Source organism: Pseudomonas sp. NBRC 111140, from assembly GCF_001320885.1.
Lineage (GTDB): Bacteria > Pseudomonadota > Gammaproteobacteria > Pseudomonadales > Pseudomonadaceae > Aquipseudomonas > Aquipseudomonas putida_P.
Genome location: NZ_BCBQ01000094.1, coordinates 1 through 22,057, shown reverse-complemented (window position 1 = coordinate 22,057; position 22,057 = coordinate 1). Strand labels below are relative to the sequence as shown.

At 63.9% G+C, this 22,057-nt stretch carries 18 protein-coding genes; 8 read left to right on the top strand and 10 right to left on the bottom strand.

The genetic code is table 11. The features are described 5' to 3' along the window. The first annotated feature begins 148 nt into the window (after positions 1-148). From APH42_RS23940 to yccS, 7 genes are all read left to right on the top strand, one after another. Positions 149-1,951: an acyl-CoA dehydrogenase gene (locus tag APH42_RS23940; protein WP_060494368.1), complete on the top strand. Its 1,803-nt coding sequence runs from the start codon at positions 149-151 to the stop codon at positions 1,949-1,951. A gap of 31 nt (positions 1,952-1,982) precedes the next feature. After that, positions 1,983-3,425, top strand: a complete 1,443-nt coding sequence (locus APH42_RS23935) for a TldD/PmbA family protein (protein WP_060494367.1) — start codon at positions 1,983-1,985, stop codon at positions 3,423-3,425. Further along, positions 3,425-4,744 (top strand): TldD/PmbA family protein, encoded by a 1,320-nt coding sequence (locus APH42_RS23930; RefSeq protein ID WP_060494366.1) that lies wholly within the window; start codon positions 3,425-3,427, stop codon positions 4,742-4,744. The genes APH42_RS23935 and APH42_RS23930 overlap by 1 nt, the downstream gene beginning before the upstream one ends. Before the next feature lie 109 nt (positions 4,745-4,853). Further along, on the top strand, positions 4,854-6,281 hold the full coding sequence (gene mdtD, locus APH42_RS23925; protein WP_060494365.1) for a multidrug transporter subunit MdtD: 1,428 nt from the start codon (positions 4,854-4,856) through the stop codon (positions 6,279-6,281). Between the two features lie 112 nt (positions 6,282-6,393). Continuing rightward, complete coding sequence (gene dbpA, locus APH42_RS23920; RefSeq protein WP_238045876.1) at positions 6,394-7,731, top strand: ATP-dependent RNA helicase DbpA; 1,338 nt, start codon at positions 6,394-6,396, stop codon at positions 7,729-7,731. Between the two features lie 128 nt (positions 7,732-7,859). Then, positions 7,860-9,041, top strand: coding sequence for an NAD(P)/FAD-dependent oxidoreductase (locus APH42_RS23915; RefSeq protein WP_060494364.1), 1,182 nt, complete (start codon positions 7,860-7,862; stop codon positions 9,039-9,041). An 83-nt stretch (positions 9,042-9,124) separates the two neighbouring features. Continuing rightward, positions 9,125-11,308: a YccS family putative transporter gene (gene yccS, locus APH42_RS23910; RefSeq protein ID WP_060494363.1), complete on the top strand. Its 2,184-nt coding sequence runs from the start codon at positions 9,125-9,127 to the stop codon at positions 11,306-11,308. Between the two features lie 33 nt (positions 11,309-11,341). Here the strand turns inward: yccS and APH42_RS23905 are convergent, their stop codons facing one another. Continuing rightward, a complete protein-coding gene (locus tag APH42_RS23905) occupies positions 11,342-12,079 on the bottom strand; it encodes an ABC transporter substrate-binding protein (RefSeq protein ID WP_060494362.1) in 738 nt (245 codons plus the stop codon). Between the two features lie 153 nt (positions 12,080-12,232). Between APH42_RS23905 and APH42_RS23900 the strand changes: the two genes are divergently transcribed. After that, a complete protein-coding gene (locus tag APH42_RS23900; protein WP_060494361.1) occupies positions 12,233-12,685 on the top strand; it encodes a GNAT family N-acetyltransferase in 453 nt (150 codons plus the stop codon). Between the two features lie 73 nt (positions 12,686-12,758). On the opposite strand, the gene APH42_RS23895 is transcribed toward APH42_RS23900, so the two are convergent. The 9 genes from APH42_RS23895 to tkt form a co-directional block, all read right to left on the bottom strand. Further along, complete coding sequence (locus tag APH42_RS23895) at positions 12,759-13,055, bottom strand: helix-turn-helix domain-containing protein (protein ID WP_012274517.1); 297 nt, start codon at positions 13,053-13,055, stop codon at positions 12,759-12,761. A gap of 12 nt (positions 13,056-13,067) precedes the next feature. After that, on the bottom strand, positions 13,068-13,568 hold the full coding sequence (locus APH42_RS23890) for a M48 family metallopeptidase (protein WP_041166610.1): 501 nt from the start codon (positions 13,566-13,568) through the stop codon (positions 13,068-13,070). A gap of 39 nt (positions 13,569-13,607) precedes the next feature. Further along, positions 13,608-15,734: a bifunctional diguanylate cyclase/phosphodiesterase gene (locus APH42_RS23885; protein WP_060494360.1), complete on the bottom strand. Its 2,127-nt coding sequence runs from the start codon at positions 15,732-15,734 to the stop codon at positions 13,608-13,610. A gap of 212 nt (positions 15,735-15,946) precedes the next feature. Continuing rightward, the gene (fba, locus tag APH42_RS23880; protein WP_012274520.1) at positions 15,947-17,011 is read right to left on the bottom strand and encodes a class II fructose-bisphosphate aldolase; all 1,065 of its coding nucleotides are present in this window, start codon (positions 17,009-17,011) and stop codon (positions 15,947-15,949) included. Between the two features lie 100 nt (positions 17,012-17,111). Next, positions 17,112-17,441 carry an MliC family protein gene (locus APH42_RS23875; RefSeq protein WP_012274521.1) on the bottom strand — a complete coding sequence of 110 codons (330 nt, stop codon included), beginning with the start codon at positions 17,439-17,441 and terminating at the stop codon, positions 17,112-17,114. 63 nt (positions 17,442-17,504) lie between these two features. Beyond that, on the bottom strand, positions 17,505-17,756 hold the full coding sequence (locus tag APH42_RS23870) for a hypothetical protein (protein ID WP_016489511.1): 252 nt from the start codon (positions 17,754-17,756) through the stop codon (positions 17,505-17,507). After that, a complete protein-coding gene (locus APH42_RS23865; RefSeq protein WP_060494359.1) occupies positions 17,756-18,919 on the bottom strand; it encodes a phosphoglycerate kinase in 1,164 nt (387 codons plus the stop codon). The genes APH42_RS23870 and APH42_RS23865 overlap by 1 nt, the downstream gene beginning before the upstream one ends. Positions 18,920-18,931: 12 nt before the next feature. After that, positions 18,932-19,993 carry an erythrose-4-phosphate dehydrogenase gene (gene epd, locus APH42_RS23860; protein ID WP_012274524.1) on the bottom strand — a complete coding sequence of 354 codons (1,062 nt, stop codon included), beginning with the start codon at positions 19,991-19,993 and terminating at the stop codon, positions 18,932-18,934. A gap of 190 nt (positions 19,994-20,183) precedes the next feature. After that, positions 20,184-22,057, bottom strand: a 1,874-nt coding sequence (gene tkt, locus APH42_RS23855) for a transketolase (protein WP_060494358.1), incomplete at its 5' end; no start/stop codon positions are given.

Below are 22,057 nucleotides of genomic sequence, written 5' to 3'. Positions count from 1 at the left end.
CGGCGCTCGGTCTCACAGGCGCAGAAACCATCAAGGCAAGCACCTGTATGCCCCACCCGTTCTAAACCCATATCACCCAAACCTATTAACCTCCCCCCACACCACCCGGTTCCCTACACTCGCAGCATCCCGCCTCAGGACCGCACCCATGCCCGAGACCCTGCTCAGCCCTCGTAACCTGGCCTTCGAGCTCTACGAAGTACTCGACGCCGAAGCCCTCACCCAGCGCCCGCGTTTCGCCGAGCACAGCCGTGAAACCTTCGACGCGGCACTGACCACCGCCCGCACCATCGCCGAAAAGTACTTCGCCCCGCACAACCGCAAGGCCGACGAGAACGAGCCGCGCTACGTGGATGGTCGCGCGGAGCTGATCACCGAGGTGAAGCCTGCCGTCGACGCCTTCCTCGAAGCCGGCTTTCTCAACACCAACCGGGACTTCGAGGTGGGTGGCATGCAGCTGCCCAGCCTGGTGTCGCAGGCCTGCTTCGCCCACTTCCAGGCCGCCAACGCCGGCACCACGGCCTACCCATTCCTGACCATGGGCGCAGCCAACCTGATCGAGAGTTTCGGCACAGAGGAACAGAAGCGCCTGTTCCTGCAACCGATGATCGAGGGCCGCTACTTCGGTACCATGGCGCTGACCGAGCCCCACGCCGGCTCGTCTCTGGCCGACATCCGCACCCGCGCCGAACCTGCACCCGACGGCAGCTACCGGCTCAAAGGCAACAAGATCTTCATCTCCGGTGGCGACCACGAACTGTCGGAAAACATCGTGCACATGGTGCTGGCCAAGCTGCCGGACGCCCCGCCCGGGGTGAAGGGCATCTCGCTGTTCATCGTGCCGAAATATCTGGTGAGCCCGGACGGCAGCCGTGGCTCGCGCAATGACGTGCTGCTGGCCGGGTTGTTCCACAAGATGGGCTGGCGCGGCACTACCTCCACCGCGCTGAACTTCGGCGACAACGGCCAGTGCGTCGGCTACCTGGTCGGCCAGCCACACCAGGGCCTGGCCTGCATGTTCCAGATGATGAACGAGGCGCGTATCGGCGTCGGCATGGGTGCAGTGATGCTAGGTTACGCCGGCTACCTTTACTCGTTGGAATACGCCCGACAGCGTCCGCAGGGCCGGCTACCGGACAACAAAGACCCACACAGCCAAGCGGTGCCGATCATCGAACATAGCGATGTAAAGCGCATGCTGCTGGCCCAGAAGGCTTACGTGGAAGGTGCCTTTGACCTGGGCCTGTATGCCGCCCGTCTATTCGACGATACCCACACCGCCAGCGAAGAAAGCACCCGCCAGCAGACTCAGGAACTGCTCGACCTGCTGACTCCGATCGTCAAGTCGTGGCCGTCGACGTTCTGCCTCAAGGCCAACGAACTGGCGATCCAGATTCTCGGCGGCCACGGCTACACCCGCGAATATCCGGTGGAACAGTATTACCGCGACAACCGCCTGAACCCGATTCACGAAGGCACCGAGGGTATTCAGTCGCTCGACTTGCTTGGCCGCAAGCTGGCGCAAAACAATGGCGCCGGGCTCAAACAACTCATCCGCCTGATCGCCAACACCGGCGAGCGCGCCAGCCACCACCCCAACCTCGACCCACTGCGCCAGCCACTGGAACAACTGGTCAACCGCCTGCAAAGCGTAACGCTGGCCCTGCTCGGCGACCTGGCACAAGGCAAAGTCGCTGGCACCCTGGCCAACTCAGCCCTGTACCTCAAGGCTTTCGGCCATTGCGTGATCGGCTGGCGCTGGCTGGAGCAGGCGATTCACGCCGAGCTTGGTTTGCTCAAGGGCAACGCTGCCGACCGCGACTTCTACCTCGGCAAGCTCCAGGCCGCACGTTATTTCCTGACCTGGGAAGTACCGGGCTGCCATAATGAGCTGGCATTGCTAGAGGCGCGCGACGATACCTGCCTCGCCATGCAAGACGGGTGGTTCTAGGGGGAGCCACCGTGTACACGGAGGCTTTTGCATGTTCGATTCCAGCGCCCTGCTGCGCCAGCGCTTCGCCGCGCTGCGCAGTACGGCCGAGTTGTTTTCCCTGCGCCATGTGAAACAGTCGCACCAGGCGCTGTCGGTTCGGCGCAACGTTGCCGAACCACCGTTCTTCAGCCAGGACGAAGGCGCCATGCTCACCGTGCGGGTCAACGGCGTGGAGGCCTATGCGGCCACCGCCGACATGTCCCAGGCGGGCCTGCAACGCGCACTGGAGCAAGCCGAGGCACTGGCCCGGCAGATCGCTCCGCACAGCCTGCTGGACCTGCGCGAGCAGCCAGTGACCAGCGCTCGTCACGACCACCTCTCACCCCATTTCGACCAGCCCGTGCCTAGCCTCGCCGACTGCCTCGGCCTGCTGGCTGCCGAATCGGCCAGCGTGCCAAAGGACAGCCGCCTGGTGGACTGGCAGGCCAGCCTGGGCCTGAGCCTGGTCGAGCAAACCTACCTGAACTCGGCCGGCGCCGAGCTACGCCATGCCCAGCGTTTCCTGTTCCCAGGCCTGGGTGTGACCGCCAGCGACGGCCAGGATAGCCAAAGCCGCAGCCTGGGCCGCGACAACTTCGGCCAACAGGGCGGTTTCGAGATCATCGAGCGCTGCGGACTGGTCGGCGCCGCGCGGCAGGTCGCCGACGAGGCACTGCAACTGCTGATGGCCCCCAACACCCCAAGCGGCCCGCGCGACCTGCTGCTGATGCCGGACCAGATGATGCTGCAGATCCACGAGTCCATCGGCCACCCGCTGGAGATGGACCGCATCCTCGGCGACGAGCGCAACTACGCCGGCACCAGCTTCGTCAAAGCCAGCGACTTCGGCCACCTGCAGTACGGTTCCAGCCTATTGAACGTGACCTTCGACCCGACCATCGGCGAAGAGCTGGCCAGCTACAGCTTTGATGATGACGGCACCCCGGCCAGCAAGCAGTTCCTGATCCGCGACGGCCTGCTACTGCGCCCACTGGGCGGCGCGCTGTCGCAGTTCCGTTCCGGCCTGGACGGCGTGGCCAACAGCCGCGCCTGTGGCTGGAACCGTGCCCCGATCGACCGCATGGCCAACCTCAACATCGAACCGGGCGACCAGAGCCTGCATCAGCTGATCCAGGGCATCGAGCACGGAATCCTGATGCGTACCAACCGTTCCTGGTCCATTGACGATGCGCGCAACAAGTTCCAGTTCGGCTGCGAATGGGGTCAACTGATCAAAAATGGCGAGCTGAAGGGCATCGTCAAGAATCCCAACTACCGTGGCATCTCCGCGCAGTTCTGGCTCAACCTGTCGGCCGTCGGCGACCGCAGCACCTTCCAGGTACTGGGCACGCCCAACTGCGGCAAGGGTGAACCCAACCAGGTGGTGCGGGTTGGCCATGCCTCGCCGGCCTGCGTGTTCCGCCAGATCGACGTATTCGGAGGAGACGCCTGATGCAACATGCTTTCGAAACCCTGGTCGGGGATGTGCGCGCCGCCCTGCAAGCAGGCGAACAGTTCACCCTCGGCTACAGCGCCGAACAGTCGCAATTCGTGCGTTTCAACCACGCCAAGGTGCGCCAGGCCGGCGAAGTGAGCCAGGCCAGCGCTCAACTGCGGCTGGTGCGCGATGGCCGCCAGGCGGAACAGCAAGTGACCTTGAGTGGCGACGTGCAGCTGGACCGCCAGCGCCTGGCCGATGCTTTGGCGCAATTGCGCCAGACCCTGCCGCTGTTGGCCCTCGACCCCTACCTGCGCCTGGACGAAAGCGCCTGGCACAGCCACAGCCTGCAGGCGCAACCACTGCCCGAGCTGGACCAAGTGCTGGCCTTGCTCGACAGCGAGGCAGGTGACCTGGACCTGGTCGGCATCTACGCCGCAGGCCTTATCTGCCGAGGCTTTGCCAGTTCGTTCGGGGCCTTTGGCTGGCACCAGGCCAACAGTTTCAACTTCGACTGGAGCCTGTTCCACGAAAACGGGCAGGCGGTGAAGGCCAACTATGCCGGCCAGCTGTGGAGCGCAGACGACTTCATCGCACGCCTGCGCCAGGCACGTGAACAACTGGGCTTCCTCGGTCGCCCGGCGATCACCCTCAAACCGGGAAGCTACCGCGCCTACCTGGCCCCGGCAGCCATGGACGAGATCGCCGGCATGCTCTGCTGGGGCGGTTTTTCCGCGCAGGCCCTGGCCACTGGCAACAGCGCCCTGCAGCGCTTGTACAACGGCGATGCACGGCTGAGCCCGCTGGTGAGTTTCACCGAGCAGGTCAGCGGGTCGCTAAGCCCGGCGTTTTCCGACGAAGGTGCGCCGCGCCTGGATGTGCCGTTGATCCAGCAGGGCCAGGCCCAGCAGCGATTGATCAGTGCGCGCAGTGCGGCCGAGTTCGAGCTGCTGGCCAATGGCGCCGACAGCTACGAGTCGCCCTGTGCGCTCAGCCTGGCACCGGGTAACCTGGCCAGCGAGCAGGTCCTTGAGCGACTGGGTACTGGGCTGTACATCAGTAACCTGTGGTACCTGAACTACTCTGACCTTCCGGCAGCGCGGATGACCGGTTTGACCCGATTCGCCACTTTCTGGGTGGAAAACGGGCAGATCCAGGGGCCGGTAAGTACCATGCGTTTCGATGACAGCCTGTACAGCCTGCTCGGCAGCCAGCTGGAGGACCTGACCCAGGCGCGCGAAATGATCCTGTCGACCAGTACCTATGGACAGCGCAGTACCGGGTCGAGTCATTTGCCGGGGGCACTGGTCAAAGGCCTGACCCTGACATTGTGATAGGCATTAGCGGCCTCTTCGCGGGCAAGCCCGCTCCTACAGGGAACGCACAATCCTTGTAGGAGCGGGCTTGCCCGCGAAGAGGCCGGCACTGACAAACGAGGAAGTCATGCCCGAACGCACCCCGCTGGACCCCGTCACCGCCCGCTGGATCCCCTGGGTGGTGGCCATCGCCTTCTTCATGCAGTCCCTGGACGGCACCATCCTCAACACCGCGCTGCCGGCCATGGCCCGCTCGCTGGCCGAAGACCCGCTGCGCATGCAGGGCGTGATCATCGCCTACATGCTCACCGTGGCCCTGCTGATCCCTGCTTCGGGCTGGATCGCCGACCGCTTTGGCACCAAACGCATCTTCTTCAGCGCCATCCTGCTGTTCAGCTTCGGTTCGCTGCTGTGCGCCGCCGCCAACAGCCTGGGCTTCCTGATCTTCGCCCGCGTCGTGCAGGGACTGGGCGGTGCGCTGATGCTGCCGGTTGGGCGGCTGGTGGTGCTGCGTGCTTACCCGCGCAGCGAACTGGTGCGGATCATGAGCTTCATCACCATCCCCGGCCTGCTGGGGCCATTGCTGGGCCCCACGGTCGGTGGCTGGCTGGTGGAAATCCTCAGCTGGCACTGGATCTTCCTGCTCAACCTGCCGGTTGGCCTGATCGGCTGCATTGCAGTATGGAAGTTCATCCCGGACCTGCGCGGGGCCGAGCGAACCTCGTTCGACGGCCCCGGCTTCCTGTTGTTCGGCGCGGCGATGGTGCTGATCACCATCGCCATGGAAGGCCTGGGCGAGTTGCACCTGCCGCACTTGCGGGTCATGTTGCTGCTGTTCGCCGGTATGGCCTGCCTTGCCGCCTACTGGCTGCGCGCCGGGCGCGACCCGGAGCCACTGTTCTCGCCCAGCCTGTTCCGCGTGCGTACCTTCGCCATCGGCATCCTCGGCAACCTGTTCGCCCGCCTGGGCAGCGGCGCCCTGCCCTTCCTGGTGCCATTACTGTTGCAGGTGGCGCTGGGCTACTCTCCGGCGCAGGCTGGCATGAGCATGATCCCGCTGGCGGCGGCGGCCATGCTTGCCAAGTCCATCGCCAGGCCGCTGATCGAGCGGTTCGGCTACCGCATCATCCTCACCGGCAACACGTTGCTGCTGGGCCTGCTGCTGGCCAGCCTCGGCCTGGTCGACGAGCAAACGCCCTACGCCGTGCTGTTGATCCAGCTGGGCCTGCTGGGCGCGGTCAACTCCATGCAGTTCACGGCCATGAACACGGTAACCCTGATCGACCTGGACGACGCCAGCGCCAGCAGCGGCAACAGCCTGCTGTCGGTGGTCGCGCAACTGGCGCTGAGCCTGGGCGTGGCCTGCGCCGGCGCACTGCTCGGCGGCTTTACCGCAGCGGGCAGTGCCGAGGGCGTGGAAAGCACCCTGGGCGCCTTCCAGCTGACCTTCGTCACCATCGGCATCATGGCCATGCTGGCGGCGGCGATCTTCCTGCAACTGGCGCCGACGGACGGAAGGCGTGCCCGTCGTCCGGAACAACACATGGAACCATAGGGCGAATGGCCACGAGGCTGGTAGACTGTGCGGCATTTTTCGCTTCGCAACGCAGGCCCGCCTCGTGACCACCGAATCCACCGCCTTTGCCACTCTGCCGTTGTCCACCGCCATGCTGGCGAACCTGGACGCCCTCGGCTATGCCTCGATGACGCCGATCCAGGCCCAGAGCCTGCCAGTCATCCTCAAAGGCCAGGACCTGATCGCCCAGGCCAAGACCGGCAGTGGCAAGACCGCCGCCTTCGGCATCGGCCTGCTCAACCCGATCAACCCGCGCTACTTCGGCTGCCAGGCACTGGTGCTGTGCCCTACCCGCGAGCTTGCCGACCAGGTGGCCAAGGAACTGCGCCGCCTGGCCCGCGCCGAGGACAACATCAAGATCCTCACCCTGTGCGGCGGCGTTTCGCTGGGCCCGCAAATCGCTTCGCTGGAGCACGGTGCGCACATCATCGTCGGCACCCCAGGGCGCATCCAGCAACACCTGGACAAAGGCACCCTGGTGCTCGATGGCCTCAACACCCTGGTACTCGACGAAGCCGACCGCATGCTCGACATGGGCTTCTTCGATGCCATCGCCAGCATCATCGGCAAGACCCCGGCGCGCCGCCAGACCCTGCTGTTCTCGGCCACTTACCCGGCTGGCATCAAGCAGCTGGCCGCCGACTTCATGCGCAACCCGCAGCAAGTCAAGGTCGAGAGCCTGCACACCGACAACCAGATCGAGCAGCGCTTCATCGAGATCGACCCGCAGCACCGCCTGGAGGCCGTCACCCGCGTGCTCGGCCACTACCGCCCGCAGTCCTGCGTGGCGTTCTGCTTCACCAAGCAGCAGTGCGAGGATGTGGTTGCCCACCTGACCGCCAAGGGCATCGTCGCCCAGGCCCTGCACGGCGACCTGGAGCAACGTGACCGCGACCAGGTGCTGACCATGTTCGCCAACCGCAGCAGCTCGGTGCTGGTGGCGACTGACGTGGCCGCGCGTGGCCTGGACATCGATGGCCTGGACATGGTCATCAACGTGGAACTGGCACGTGATGCGGAAATCCACGTGCACCGCGTGGGCCGTACTGGCCGTGCCGGCGAGAAGGGGATCGCGGTCAGCCTGGTGGCACCGGCCGAAGGCCACCGTGCCCAGGCCATCGAAGACCTGCAGAAAAGCCCACTGCGCTGGGACTCGCTGGACAGCCTGAAGAACAAGGGCGGCGAACCACTGCTGCCGGTGATGACCACGCTGTGCATTGCCGCTGGCCGCAAGGACAAGCTGCGCCCTGGCGACATTCTCGGTGCGCTGACCGGTGATGCCGGGATCCCAGGCAAGCAGGTGGGCAAGATCGCCATCTTCGACTTCCAGGCGTTCGTGGCCGTGGAGCGGGCGTTGGCCAAACAGGCCATGCAGCGGCTGAACAGCGGCAAGATCAAGGGTCGCGCCCTGAAAGTCCGCATTATCTAAAGCCAGGCAAGGTCCCTGTGGGAGCGGGTTTACCCGCGAATTCGATGGTGCGTGCACCGCCCTATTCGCGGGTAAACCCGCTCCCACAGGTTCGGCGTAGCCATTACGAATCCAGATAGGTTTATACCGTGCACTCCACCGACGTGATCATCCTCGGCGCCGGCGCCGCCGGCCTGATGTGCGCCCAGCTCAGCGCCCGCCGTGGCCGCCGGGTACTGCTGCTCGACCACGCCAACAAGCCAGGCAAGAAGATCCTCATGTCCGGCGGCGGGCGCTGCAACTTCACCAACATGTACACCGAGCCAGCCAACTTCCTGTCGCAGAATGCGCACTTCTGCAAGTCGGCCCTGGCCCGCTACACCCAGTGGGACTTCATCGAGCTGGTGTGCAAACACGGCGTGGCGTACCACGAGAAGAAACTTGGCCAGCTGTTCTGCGACAACAAGGCCAGCGACATCCTCGACATGCTGCTGGCCGAATGCGATGAGGCCGGCGCCGAGATCCGCATGCATACCAGCATCGAACAGATCGAGAAGACCGAAGACGGCTACCTGCTGCAGACCAGCGGCGGCCAGTTCGCCTGCCAGTCGCTGGTGATCGCCACTGGCGGGCTGTCGATTCCGACCCTGGGCGCCACAGGCTTCGGCTACCAAGTGGCGCGCCAGTTTGGCCACGCGCTGCTGCCGACCCGCGCCGGCCTGGTGCCGTTCACCATCACCGAGCCCCAACTCAAGGCACTGTGCACCGAGTTGTCCGGCACCTCGCTGGATTGCACCGCCAGCTGCAATGGCACCAGCTTCCGCGAGAACCTGCTGTTCACCCACCGCGGCCTGAGCGGCCCGGCAATCCTGCAGATCTCGTCGTTCTGGGAAGCCGGCGACACGGTCGAGATCAACCTGCTGCCCGACCGCGATGCGCTGACCTGGCTGCAACAGATGCAGGCCGAACGCGCCAACGCCGAACTGAAGACCGTGCTGGGCGAAGTGTTCACCCGCAAGCTGGCCAACCTGCTGGCCGAGCAGTGGTTCGAGTCCAAGCCGATGAAGCAGTACACCCCTGCGGAGCTGGCGCAAATTGCCGAAAAGCTGGCGAACTGGCAAGTGGTGCCGGCCGGCACCGAAGGCTATCGCACCGCCGAAGTGACCTTGGGCGGCGTCGATACCCGCGAAGTGTCGTCCAAGACCATGGAGTCGCTGAAAAGCCCTGGGCTGTACTTCATCGGCGAAGTGCTGGACGTCACCGGCCACCTGGGCGGTTTCAACTTCCAGTGGGCCTGGGCATCGGCCAACGCCGCAGCGCAGTTCGTGTAGAGTAGAATCCATTCAGCAGCACGGAACGCTTCTTGCTGGCCCGTGCTGCACTGCATTCTTCGCTCACTGCCTAGCAGGCCATCATGTCATCGAGCTCGTTCCGTCAGTCACTGCGTCGCCTGTGGGGCCAAGACAAGTTCAGCTATAGCATCCGGGTCACCATCGCCCTCACCGGCAGCCTGGCCCTGTGCTGGTACCAGAACGAGATGGCCCTGCTGATTCCGCTGTTCCTCGGCATCATCGCCAGCGCCCTGGCCGAAACCGACGACAGCTGGCAAGGCCGCCTTAGCGCCTTGGCCGTTACCCTGGTGTGTTTCGCCATCGCTGCGCTGGCGGTCGAACTACTGTTCCCCTACCCCTGGGTCTTTGCCATCGCCCTGGCCCTGGCGGCGTTTGGCCTGACCATGCTTGGCGCCTTGGGCGAGCGCTATGGTGCGATTGCCTCGGCGACACTGATCACGGCGGTTTACACCATGATCGGTGTGGACCAGCGCGGCGGCCAAGTGACGGACTTCTGGCACGAGCCGCTGCTGCTGGTGGCGGGTGCGGCCTGGTACGGGCTGCTTTCAGTACTTTGGCAGGCGCTGTTTTCCAACCAGCCGGTGCAGCAGAGCCTGGCCAAGCTGTTCTACGAACTGGGCAGCTACCTCAAGCTGAAGGCCAGCCTGTTCGAACCGATCCGCACCCTCGACGTCGAGGCCCGGCGCCTGGAGCTGGCCCAACAGAATGGCAAGGTGGTGGCCGCGCTGAACGCAGCCAAGGAAATCATCCTGCACCGGGTGGGCAACAGCCAACCGAACTCGAAGGTCAGCCGTTACCTCAAGCTGTACTTCCTGGCCCAGGACATTCACGAACGGGTCAGTGCCTCGCACTACCCCTACAACGCACTGACCGAGGCGTTTTTCCACAGTGACGTGATGTTCCGCTGCCAGCGCCTGCTGCGTAAGCAGGGTTCATCCTGCCAGGAGCTGGCCCGCTCGATCCGCCTGCGCCAGCCATTCGTGCTGGCAAGCGGTTATCCCGAAGCCCTCGAGGACCTCAACGCTTCACTTGAGCACCTGCGTATCCAGAGCAACCCGGCCTGGCGTGGCCTGTTGCGCTCGCTGCGGGCGCTGGCCGCCAACCTGGCAACGCTGGACCGCCAGCTCAGTGCCGCCAGCAACCCTGACAGCCTGGCCGACGCCAGCGACAGCAGCCTGCTCGACCGCTCGCCACGCTCGCTGAAGGATGTGTGGACGCGCCTGCGCACCCAGCTCACACCGACCTCGTTGCTGTTCCGCCACGCCTTGCGCCTGCCGCTGGCGCTGTCGATCGGCTACGGCATGGTGCACCTGATTCACCCGACCCAGGGCTACTGGATCATCCTCACCACGCTGTTCGTGTGCCAGCCCAACTACGGTGCAACCCGGCGCAAGCTGGTGCAGCGCATCTTCGGTACCGCTGTCGGCCTGACGGTGGGCTGGGCCTTGTTCGACCTGTTCCCCAACCCGGTCATCCAGTCGCTGTTCGCCGTGGTCGCCGGGGTGGTGTTCTTCGTCAACCGCACCACCCGCTACACCTTGGCCACGGCCGCGATCACCTTGATGGTGCTGTTCTGCTTCAACCAGATCGGCGATGGCTACGGCCTGTTCCTGCCACGCCTGTTCGATACCCTGGTGGGCAGCCTGATCGCCATCCTTGCGGTGTTCCTGTTCTTGCCTGACTGGCAAGGGCGGCGGTTGAACAAGGCGCTGGCCAGTACCCTGGCCTGCGCCAGCGTGTACCTGCGCCAGATCATGCAGCAATATGCCCATGGCAAGCGTGACGACCTGGCTTACCGCCTGGCCCGGCGCAATGCTCACAACGCCGACGCGGCACTGTCCACCACCTTGGCCAACATGCTGATGGAGCCGGGACATTTCCGTAAGGAGGCCGACGTTGGCTTCCGCTTCCTGGTGCTGTCGCACACCTTGCTCAGCTACCTCTCGGGGCTGGGCGCGCACCGCGACACGGCGTTGCCGGCGCAGGTGCAGGAGCAGTTGATCGAAGGTGCCGGGCAAAGCCTGGCCAGCAGCCTGGACGAGATCGCCAACGGCTTGGCGGCGCGGCTGCCGATCGCGATTCACAGTGATGCCGAAGAAGCACTGGCCAATGCCCTGGAGCAAATGCCGGAAGAACTGGATGAGCATCAGCGGCTGGTGCAGACGCAGTTGGCATTGATCTGCCGGCAGTTGGGGCCATTGAGGACCTTGGCGGCGCACCTGATCAAGGAAGATGCGCCGGCCTGATTTTGCTCGATAAGCCGGTGCGGGCCTCAGAAGTCAAAAGCCATGTTGGCGCAGCAGCCGGGCATAGCTGCCATCGGCCTTCATCGCCGCAATCGCCTGCTCGAAACGCTCGACGATTCGCTGATGCTCCGGGTGCTTCAGGCTGACCAGGATGTGCAGGGTGTTTTCCCCCAACGGCGGCTCCACCAGCATCACCCCATCACGCACGTCCTGCGGCTCGCGCTGCAGGTTGTAACGCGCCACGTACTCGTCCTCAACCGCCAGGTTCACCCGCCCTGCCGCCAGCATGCGCACTGCGGAAGAGAAGTTGCGCACCGGCACCTTGTGCAGGCGAGTATCGCCGTCGAATTCTGGTGAGTAGGCGTAATCACGCACCACGGCGATGCTGTAGGGGTACAAGTCAGACTGGTGCTTGTAGTGGAACGCTTCGCCCTTGCGCTGCAGCAGGCGAATGCGGTTACTCAGATAGGCTTTGGAAAATTGCCCGATGTTGGCGCGTGAGTCGTTGTACCAGGCATTGATCAGCACGTCGTAGCGCCCTTCACCAACCCCCAGCAACGCCCGCGCCCACGGCACTTCTTCATAGCCGCTGGCGTAGCCGGCACGGGCCAATGCCGTGGTGACGATGCTGGTCGCCAGGCCGCCACCCGCCATGTTGGCATCGGTGAACGGTGGCCAGTTGTCGGCCACCAGGCGTAGCCTGTCGTGACCCGAGGCGGGTGTTGCCAGCATCATTGCCAGTAATCCCAGAACACAAAGCAGTGGCCGCATGCTCACGTCCTTTCGCAATGGGGGGCGCACACTGCCGATGAGATTACACAAAGCCGTTGCCGAGGGCAGCGGCCAATAGTGTCATTTAGCCTCTATTTTGGCCGAAGCACAGATGACGTGCGATGATCGACAGCCCATTCAAGGAGTTCGCCAATGTCCATCGACTGGCTCTGCAAGCACCACACCGACCTCGGCAAGGACCAGCTCTATGCCATTTTGCAATTGCGCACCGAAGTGTTCGTGGTCGAGCAGCGTTGCGCGTACCAGGAAGTCGATGGCCAGGACCTGAGCGGCGATACCTTGCACCTGATGGCCTGGCAGGAAGACAAGCTAGTGGCCTACCTGCGGCTGCTCGACCCGCAGTCACAGGGCGGGGACGTGGTGATCGGGCGCGTGGTGACTGCACCCGAGGCACGTGGGCAAAAGCTGGGGCACCCGTTGCTGCTCAAAGGCCTGGAAGCGGCAGAACATTGCTGGCCGGGAGTACCGGTATACCTGTCAGCGCAGGCTCATTTGCAGGGGTTTTATGCCCGCCATGGGTTTGAGGTGGTGGGCGAGGAATACCTGGAAGACGACATTCCGCATATCGGCATGCGCAAGGGTTGAGCTAACCGTGTGGGAGCGGCCCCCTTTCGCGACACAAGGCCGCTCCCACAGGGCACTGCAGCCGCCCGCTTGATCAGGGGTAACCCAGCACTTCGCGGATCTGCCGCAGGTGCCGGATGATCCACTGCTTGTCGATCGCCCCCCACTCATGGATGCGGTAATGCCCGGCGTGGTTGCGTGCGCCTTCCAGCTGCTCGAACTCGCAGACGATGTCCAGGTCGGCCAGGGCGGCGATGGTGTCCTGGGCTGTGCGCCGGGGCATGCCGGTGGCCTCCATCAGGGCGGGCACGCTGGTCGCGGTCTGGCTGTCGATCAGCCAGGCCACGTATAGGCGCCGGTAGAAGCTGCTCTTGGTCTTGCTCACTTCCATGCTGCATGTTCCTTAGAGGTTGCCCGGCAGCTCCCGGTAGGTCAGGTAGACGCGCAGGTCGAATTCCAGTTGGTGATAGTCCGGCTCCATGTGCTGACAGAGCTGGTAGAACGCCTTGTTGTGATCGCGCTCGCGCAGGTGCGCCAGCTCGTGCACCACGATCATGCGCAAGAACTGTGGCGCGGCCTCCTTGAACAAGGAAGCAATGCGGATTTCCTTCTTCGCCTTGAGCTTGCCGCCCTGCACCCGGGACACTGCCGTGTTCAGGCCCAGGGCACGGTGGGTCAGGTCGAGGCGGCTGTCGAACAGCACCTTGTCCAGGCCCGGCGCGCTGCGCAGGTACTGCTGGCGCAGATCCTGGGCATAGCCGTACAGCGCCTTGTCGCTTTGCACGTCATGGCGGTCGGGATAGCGGCGCTGCAGGTACTCACCCAGGCGGTCACTGTCGATCATCTGCCGCACCTGCTGCTGCAGGTGCGGCGGGTAGGCTTGCAAGTAACGTAATACGGTCATGGCGCTGTAGTCGGCGTAACGAATGCCGATTCTAGCCAATCATGGCCCTGGCCAGGAGAAAATCGCCGGGAAGCCGCTGGCGTCCGCGGCAGTCATCGGATAAGCCACCAGGAAACCCTGAACGTATTCACAACCATTGGCTTTGAGCCAGGCCGCCTGTGCCGGGGTTTCCACACCCTCGGCGATCACCGTGATGCTGTAGTCGGCACACAGCCCGATAACGCTGCGCGCCAGGGCGGCATCCACTGCCGAGTCGGGCAAGCGCGCTACCAGGTGACGGTCGAGTTTCAAGGTGTCGATCGGCAAGTCACGCAGCATGCGCAGCGAACAGTCGCCCGCACCAAAGTCATCCAGGGCCACCCGCACGCCAAGCTCGCGCAAGCGGTGTATCTGTTTGACGGCCGCATCGATGTTGTACATCAGCGAGGTTTCCGCCACCTCCACCTCCAGCTGCGCCGGGACAAGCTGGTAAAGCTGGATGACCCGCTGCAGCTCTTCGACCAGGCCTGGCATCACGAACTGCGCGCGGCTCAGGCTGATGCCAAGCACAAGGTCTGCCGGAAAGCGTTCGTACCAGGCCTGCCGCTGGGCCGCGCCCTGGCGGTAGATCCAGCTGGCCAGGCGGTTGATCAACCGCGCCTCCTCCAGCAACGGGATGAACAGCCCCGGCGGCACATCGCCAACACTGGGGTGCTGCCAGCGCAGCAAGGCTTCGAACCCTCGCAGACGGCCATCGTTGAAGGAGACCTGCGGCTGGTACACCAAGGTGAAGTCTTGCTGCTCGATGGCCGTGCGCACACCGTCCTCAAGCATCAACCGCGAGCGCGCCCTGCCATTGAGTTCCTGATCGTAGAAGCGATATTGCTGGCGGCCGGCCCGCTTGGCCGCGTACATCGCGGCATCGGCTGCGCGTAGCAGGCCTTCTACATTGGCGCCGCAGTCCGGGTAGGTGGCGATGCCGATGCTCACCCCAAGGCATACGTCGAGCCCGTCTACCTCATGGCTGATGGAAACACGCTCGAGCAGCCGTTCGGCATAACGCCCGGCCTGCTCCGGGTAAGGCAAGCTGTCGAACAGTGCGGTGAACTCATCCCCGCCCATGCGCGCCAGCAAAGCCTCACTGCCCAGGCAGTCCTTGAGCTGCTCGGCCACCCAGCGCAACACCCGGTCGCCCGCATCATGACCAAGCGAGTCGTTGATACGCTTGAAGCCGTCCAGGTCCATGTACATCAACGCCTGCGCCTTGTCCGAGCGCTCGTTGCGCAATAGCGCACCTTCGGCGGCCTGATAGAAACCGCGACGGTTGAGCAGACCGGTGAGCGGGTCGGTAATGGCCTGGTACTCCAGTTGCTGGTGCAGGTTGCGCACCACCGACATGTCCAGCACGGTCACCACCATGGCCTGCTGGTCGACGGGCAACGGTGCGCAGGACAGCGCCACCGGCACCAGTTCGCCCCCCTGTGTGCGTAGTTGGGCATCGTGTACACGGAAAATCTGGCGCCCCAGATAGGCCTGGTAGAAGTCCGATTCGCGCCACAGGCTGGCACTGGCCAGTTGCATCAGGTCGAGCAGGTGGGCGCCCTGCAGCTGCTGCACCGGGGACGACAGCAAGCGCGAGATGGCCGGGTTGGCAAAACTGATGGTGCCTTCGGCATCTACCACCAGGATGCCTTCGGCGGCATTTTCCAGGATCGACGCGTTGAAGGCCCTGGCCGCTTCCAGCTCACGGCTCAGCCGCTGCAGCATGCGACGGTTGCGCTGCTGGTCGAGCAGCGCCTGAACCTTGGGTTTGAGAATCTGCGGGTCGAACGGTTTGAACATGTAGTCCACGGCGCCGCTGGCGTAGCCTTTGAGCACGGCCGCTTCGGACTGTTCGTTGGCGGTGAGGAAAATGATCGGGGTCAGCCGGGTGCGTTGGCTGCCGCGCATCAGCCGGGCAACCTCAAAACCGTCCATTTCCGGCATCTGTACATCCAGCAGCACCAGGTCGACTTCGTGTTCAAGCAACGCACTCAAGGCTTCCATCCCCGAGCTTGCCGTCAACACTTGCCAATCCTGCCGGGCCAGCAAGGCCCGCATGCTGATCAGGTTCTCGGGGTAGTCGTCTACTACCAGAAGAACCGAGCTGCCATCCAGTGGCTGTGGTTGAGGGTGAGCGCCATCCATGCTGCTTCTCTGTTATGTGACCGACTTCAAAATACGGTTGGATCCATCAATACTCTAGACCCGAGGCTGTAACGCGCAATGCAATCAGAACGCTATCAGTGGCTCAACTGTACGGTAGCCGACTAACGGTCGGTCTGCCGAAATTATGCGCAGGCTTTCTTTGCCCATAAAAAAACCCGCATCGCTGCGGGTTTTTCAGGGCTGCCTGTCGATCAGTTGACCTTGGCGGCCAGCTCACCTTTCAGGTAACGCTGATACATGCCTTCCAGGGAGATCGGCTTGATCTTCGAGGCATTGCCAGCGGTGCCGAAGGCTTCGTAACGGGCGATGCACACGTCACGCATGGCCTTGACGGTTTCACCGAAGAACTTGCGCGGGTCAAACTCGCTCGGGTTGGTCGCCATCAGGCGGCGCATGGCACCGGTAGAGGCCAGACGCAGGTCGGTATCGATGTTGACCTTGCGCACGCCGTACTTGATACCTTCGACGATCTCTTCGACCGGTACACCGTAGGTTTCCTTGATGTCGCCGCCGTACTGGTTGATGATCGCCAGCCACTCTTGCGGTACCGAGGACGAACCGTGCATCACCAGGTGGGTGTTGGGGATGCGCTTGTGAATTTCCTTGATGCGGTCGATGGCCAGCACGTCACCGGTAGGTGGCTTGGTGAACTTGTAGGCACCGTGGCTGGTACCGATGGCAATCGCCAGGGCGTCGACCTGGGTCTTCTTGACGAAGTCGGCGGCCTCTTCCGGGTCGGTCAGCATCTGGCTGTGGTCCAGCACGCCTTCGGCGCCGATACCGTCTTCTTCACCGGCCATGCCGGTTTCCAGCGAACCCAGGCAGCCCAGCTCGCCTTCTACCGAAACGCCGCAGGCGTGCGCCATGGCAACGGTCTGCTGGGTAACGCGGACGTTGTACTCGTAGTCGGTCGGGGTCTTGCCGTCTTCACCCAGCGAGCCGTCCATCATGACCGAGCTGAAGCCCAGCTGGATCGAACGTTGGCAGACGTCAGGGCTGGTGCCGTGGTCCTGGTGCATGCACACCGGGATATGCGGGAACTCTTCGATGGCAGCCAGGATCAGGTGGCGCAGGAACGGGGCGCCGGCGTATTTGCGGGCACCGGCCGAAGCCTGGACGATCACGGGGGAATCGGTCTTGTCGGCCGCTTCCATGATGGCGCGCATCTGCTCGAGGTTGTTGACGTTGAAAGCTGGTACGCCGTAACCGAACTCGGCGGCGTGGTCCAGCATCTGGCGCATGCTAATGAGTGCCATTGTGTATCTCTCTCCCGACAAGCGTCGTTTGTTTCGTGCAAGCCTGCCGCAGGGGCGGTTGCTGTTCAAGTAGTGTGGGCCACCCTCGCGGCCCGGCCAGTCACGGTGCCTTGCAGCCCCGCCCAATCAGATCGTTGGTTGCCACCCAGTACACCAGGCCTTCTTCGCCCTTGGTGTGGAAGGCCAGCATGCCATCGCTGTACAGCGCACCCGAAGCACCCGGCTCGGACTTGAGCCGGTAGACCTGGTCACCGCCGCCAAGGCGCACGTCGACCTGGTCGCGTTGTGCATCGGCGAAGCGCCACAGCACTTCGGCCTGGGTGTCGCAGACCCAACGGGTCCAGTTGTCTGCCGGGGCGGGTTGCGCCGGCTGCAGCAGTGAGCATCCTGCCAGTGTCGCCAGGGCCGTCACGGCCAAAAGCGCTTTCATTGCATATCCTCTAGCTGACCACACAGCGGCCGCTTGGTTGCCTGAGCCGACGAAACGCCGGGTTCAAGGGCAGCCTGGCGCCTTGCGCTGGTGGTCTTCGTCGTACTTTTCCAGGCCTTCCGGGCCCACGCGCTTGCTGATGACCGGCACGGTTTCGGCCTGCCACTCGGACTGGTAGCACCCGCCCTTGGGCGGGTGCGCCGGGTCGCCATCGGAGGCCGGGCTACCCGAGCAGGCGCTCAGCAGGCCAGCCAGCATCATCACAGGCAACTGCTTGACCATCAGGCCACTCCCTTTGCCAAGCGCCGACGTCATCAGGCCTTGGCCCGCTCTTCCAGGATTGCCACCGCTGGCAGAACCTTGCCTTCGACGAATTCGAGGAAGGCACCACCCCCGGTAGAAATGTAGGAGATTTCCTTGCTGACGCCATATTTGTCGATGGCTGCCAGGGTGTCACCGCCACCGGCGATGGAGAACGCGGCGCTGTCGGCAATGGCTTTGGCCAGCACCTTGGTGCCGTTGCCGAACTGGTCGAACTCGAACACGCCGACCGGGCCGTTCCACAGGATGGTCTTCGACGACTTCAGCAGTTCGGCGAAGTTGGCTGCGGTTTGCGGGCCGATGTCCAGGATCATGTCGTCGGCGGCAACGTCGGCGATGGCCTTGACGGTGGCTTCGGCGGTTTCAGCGAATTCCTTGGCGACCACCACGTCGACTGGCAGCGGTACGCTGACCTTGGCAGCGATGGCTTTTGCAGTATCGACCAGGTCCGGCTCGTACAGCGACTTGCCCACCGGATGCCCAGCAGCGGCCAGGAAGGTGTTGGCAATACCGCCGCCGACGATCAGCTGGTCGCAGACGCTGCTCAGGCTGTTCAGCACGTCCAGCTTGGTGGAAACCTTGGAGCCGGCAACGATGGCCGCCATCGGTTTGGCCGGGGCCTTCAGGGCCTTGCCCAGGGCATCCAGCTCGGCCGCCAGCAGCGGGCCAGCAGCAGCGACTTTGGCGAACTTGGCTACGCCATGGGTCGAACCTTCGGCGCGGTGCGCGGTGCCGAAAGCGTCCATGACGAACACATCGCACAGGGCGGCGTATTTCTGCGCCAGCTCGTCGGCGTTCTTTTTCTCGCCCTTGTTGAAGCGCACGTTCTCGAACAGCACCAGCTCACCGGCCTGTACCGAGACACCGTCCAGGTAGTCGGCAACCAGCGGCACATCACGGCCCAGGGCCTTGCTCAGGTGGTCGGCAACCGGCTTGAGGCTGTTCTCGGCAGAGAATTCGCCTTCAGTCGGGCGGCCCAGGTGCGAGCAGACCATTACCGCCGCGCCCTTCTCCAGGGCCAGCTTGATGGTCGGCAGCGCTGCCAGGATACGCGCGTCGCTGGCTACCACACCGTCCTTCACAGGCACGTTGAGGTCTTCGCGGATCAGTACGCGCTTACCTTGCAGGTCGAGGTCGGTCATCTTCAACACGGTCATGAATGCAGTCCTTCAGGGCTGTTTGTTGCGGGTTGGGTGGACGACGTGCAGAAAGTGTTCTGCAACGTCGAGCATACGGTTGGCAAAACCCCATTCGTTGTCGAACCAGGCCAGCAGGTTCACCAGGCGAGGGCCGGAAACACGAGTCTGGCTGGCATCGACGATCGCCGAATGCGGGTCATGGTTGAAATCACAGCTGGCGTGCGGCAGCTCGGTGTAGGCCAGCAGGCCTTTCAGCGGGCCTTCCAGCGCGGCCTCGCGCAGCACCCGGTTGACCTCGGCCGCGCTGGTGTCGCGGGCGGTCTGCAGGGTGATGTCCAGGCACGAGACGTTGACGGTCGGTACCCGTACCGCTTTGGCCTGGATTCGCCCGGCAAGTTCCGGGAGCAGGCGTTCGATGCCACGCGCCAGACCAGTGGACACCGGGATCACCGACTGGAAGGCCGAGCGCGTGCGGCGCAGGTCTTCGTGGTGGTAGGCGTCGATCACCGGCTGGTCGTTCATGGCCGAGTGGATGGTGGTGATCTGCACATATTCGATGCCGAACGCCTGGTCCAGCACCCGCAGCAGTGGCACGCCGCAGTTGGTGGTGCACGAGGCGTTGGACACCAGGCGCTCGCTGCCGGTCAGGCAGGCCTGGTTGATGCCATAGACCACCGTGGCGTCAACGTCGGCCTCGCTGGCCATCGGCTGCGAGAACAGCACCCGGGGCGCACCGGCATCGAGGAAGCGCTGGCCATCGGCACGGGTGTTGTAGGCACCGGAGCACTCCAGCACCAGGTCGATGCCCAGCGCGGCCCAGTCGATGCCTTCGGGGGTGGCACTGCGCATCACCTTCACGCAGTCGCCATTGATATGCAGACAGTCGCCGTCGACCTTCACCTCGCCGGGGAAACGCCCGTGGGTGGAGTCGAAGCGGGTCAGGTATTCCAAGCTGGCCTGGTCGGCCAGGTCGTTCAGCGCGACGATCTCGAAACCGGCCTTTGCCCCCCGCTCGAACAGCGCGCGCAGGACACAGCGGCCGATGCGGCCATAACCGTTGAGTGCAACTTTGTAGGGACGCAGGTGGGGCATTCGTTGGCTCGCTAACGCATGATGGCTTTTGGGGCCGCGTTGCGGCCCATCGCGACACAAGGCCGCTCCTACAGGTACCGCGGCAACATCGGGGTTGCGCGGTACCTGTAGGAGCGGCCTTGCGTCGCGATGGAGGGCGAAGCCCTCCCCTTGCACGACCTGGAGGGCGTCACTGCCCTCCATTGTTACATCAGTCTTCCAGCAGCTCTTCGGCAGTACCCAGGATGTTCTCCAGGGTGAAACCAAACTCTTCGAACAGTGCCGAAGCTGGCGCCGACTCACCGTAGGTGGTCATGCCAATGATACGACCTTCCAGGCCGACGTACTTGTACCAGAAGTCGGCGTGGGCGGCTTCGATGGCGATGCGCGCACCCACTTCAAGCGGCAGCACGGACTGCTTGTAGGCTGCGTCCTGGGCGTCGAACACGCTGGTGCTCGGCATCGACACGACCCGCACCTTGCGGCCTTGCTCGGTCAGCTTGTCGAAGGCCTGAACGGCCAGGCCCACTTCGGAACCGGTAGCGATCAGGATCAGCTCAGGCTCGCCAGCGCAGTCCTTGAGCACGTAACCGCCACGGGCGATGTCGGCGATCTGTGCATCGCTGCGTACCTGGTGCTGCAGGTTCTGGCGCGAGAAGATCAGCGCCGAAGGGCCGTCCTTGCGCTCCAGGGCGTGTTTCCAGGACACGGCGGATTCCACCGCGTCGGCCGGGCGCCAGGTGTCCAGGTTCGGCGTGCTGCGCAGGCTGGCCAGCTGCTCGATCGGCTGGTGAGTCGGGCCGTCTTCGCCCAGACCAATGGAGTCATGGGTGTAGACGTGGATCACACGCTGCTTCATCAGTGCAGACATGCGCACGGCGTTGCGGGCGTATTCCATGAACATCAGGAAGGTCGCGCCGTAAGGCACCAGGCCACCGTGCAGGGCAACGCCGTTCATGATGGCGGTCATGCCGAACTCGCGCACGCCGTAGTACATGTAGTTGCCATTGGCATCTTCATGGCTGACGCCCTTGCAACCTTTCCACAGGGTCAGGTTGGAACCGGCCAGGTCGGCCGAGCCGCCCAGCAATTCCGGCAGCAGCGGGCCGAAGGCGTTCAGGGTGTTCTGGCTGGCCTTGCGGCTGGCAATGGTCTCGCCCTTGGCCGCGACTTCAGCAATATAGGCAGCGGCTTTTTCCGCGAAGTCGGCCGGCAGCTCACCGCTCAGGCGGCGCTTGAGCTCGCTGGCCAGTTCTGGGAAGGCGGCGGCGTAGGCGTCGAAACGCGTGTTCCATTCGGCTTCGGCCTTGGCACCGGCTTGCTTGGCATCCCACTCGGCGTAGATGTCGGCAGGGACTTCGAACGGACCGTGGTTCCAGTTCAGTTCCTTGCGGGCCAGGGCGATTTCGTCGTTGCCCAGCGGAGCGCCGTGGCAGTCTTCCTTGCCCTGCTTGTTCGGCGAGCCGAAACCGATGATGGTTTTGCAGCAGATCAGGGTCGGACGATCGCTCTTGCGGGCGGTCTCGATGGCGGTACGGATCTCGTCGGCGTCATGGCCATTGACGTTGCGGATCACCAGCCAGTTGTAGGACTCGAAACGCTTCGGCGTGTCGTCGGTGAACCAGCCTTCCACTTCACCGTCGATGGAGATGCCGTTGTCGTCATAGAAGGCAACCAGCTTGTTCAGGCCCAGGGTGCCGGCCAGCGAGGCGACTTCGTGGGAGATGCCTTCCATCATGCAACCGTCGCCCAGGAACACATAGGTGTTGTGGTCGACGATGTTGTGGCCTTCACGGTTGAACTGGGCGCCCAGTACTTTCTCGGCCAGGGCAAAGCCCACGGCGTTGGCCAGGCCTTGGCCCAGCGGGCCGGTGGTGGTTTCCACACCCGGGGTGTAGCCGAATTCCGGGTGGCCCGGAGTACGGCTGTGCAGCTGGCGGAACGACTTGAGGTCATCGATGGTGACGTCGTAGCCGGTCAGGTGCAGCAGCGAGTAGATCAGCATCGAGCCATGGCCGTTGGACAGCACGAAGCGGTCACGGTCGGCGAAGTTCGGGTTGCTCGGGTTGTGCTTCAGATAGTCGC

What these genes read in the sequence shown, in the direction of transcription:
- APH42_RS23935 (WP_060494367.1), top strand. Translation starts at nt 1,983, where the DNA reads ATGTTCGATTCCAGCGCCCTGCTGCGCCAGCGCTTCGCCGCGCTGCGC.
- APH42_RS23905 (WP_060494362.1), bottom strand. Translation starts at nt 12,079, where the DNA reads ATGCGGCCACTGCTTTGTGTTCTGGGATTACTGGCAATGATGCTGGCA.
- APH42_RS23875 (WP_012274521.1), bottom strand. Translation starts at nt 17,441, where the DNA reads ATGAAAGCGCTTTTGGCCGTGACGGCCCTGGCGACACTGGCAGGATGC.
- APH42_RS23930 (WP_060494366.1), top strand. Translation starts at nt 3,425, where the DNA reads ATGCAACATGCTTTCGAAACCCTGGTCGGGGATGTGCGCGCCGCCCTG.
- APH42_RS23870 (WP_016489511.1), bottom strand. Translation starts at nt 17,756, where the DNA reads ATGACGTCGGCGCTTGGCAAAGGGAGTGGCCTGATGGTCAAGCAGTTG.
- fba (WP_012274520.1), bottom strand. Translation starts at nt 17,011, where the DNA reads ATGGCACTCATTAGCATGCGCCAGATGCTGGACCACGCCGCCGAGTTC.
- APH42_RS23940 (WP_060494368.1), top strand. Translation starts at nt 149, where the DNA reads ATGCCCGAGACCCTGCTCAGCCCTCGTAACCTGGCCTTCGAGCTCTAC.
- APH42_RS23895 (WP_012274517.1), bottom strand. Translation starts at nt 13,055, where the DNA reads ATGGAAGTGAGCAAGACCAAGAGCAGCTTCTACCGGCGCCTATACGTG.
- APH42_RS23865 (WP_060494359.1), bottom strand. Translation starts at nt 18,919, where the DNA reads ATGACCGTGTTGAAGATGACCGACCTCGACCTGCAAGGTAAGCGCGTA.
- APH42_RS23900 (WP_060494361.1), top strand. Translation starts at nt 12,233, where the DNA reads ATGTCCATCGACTGGCTCTGCAAGCACCACACCGACCTCGGCAAGGAC.
- yccS (WP_060494363.1), top strand. Translation starts at nt 9,125, where the DNA reads ATGTCATCGAGCTCGTTCCGTCAGTCACTGCGTCGCCTGTGGGGCCAA.
- APH42_RS23890 (WP_041166610.1), bottom strand. Translation starts at nt 13,568, where the DNA reads ATGACCGTATTACGTTACTTGCAAGCCTACCCGCCGCACCTGCAGCAG.
- dbpA (WP_238045876.1), top strand. Translation starts at nt 6,394, where the DNA reads ATGCTGGCGAACCTGGACGCCCTCGGCTATGCCTCGATGACGCCGATC.
- epd (WP_012274524.1), bottom strand. Translation starts at nt 19,993, where the DNA reads ATGCCCCACCTGCGTCCCTACAAAGTTGCACTCAACGGTTATGGCCGC.
- mdtD (WP_060494365.1), top strand. Translation starts at nt 4,854, where the DNA reads ATGCCCGAACGCACCCCGCTGGACCCCGTCACCGCCCGCTGGATCCCC.
- APH42_RS23885 (WP_060494360.1), bottom strand. Translation starts at nt 15,734, where the DNA reads ATGGATGGCGCTCACCCTCAACCACAGCCACTGGATGGCAGCTCGGTT.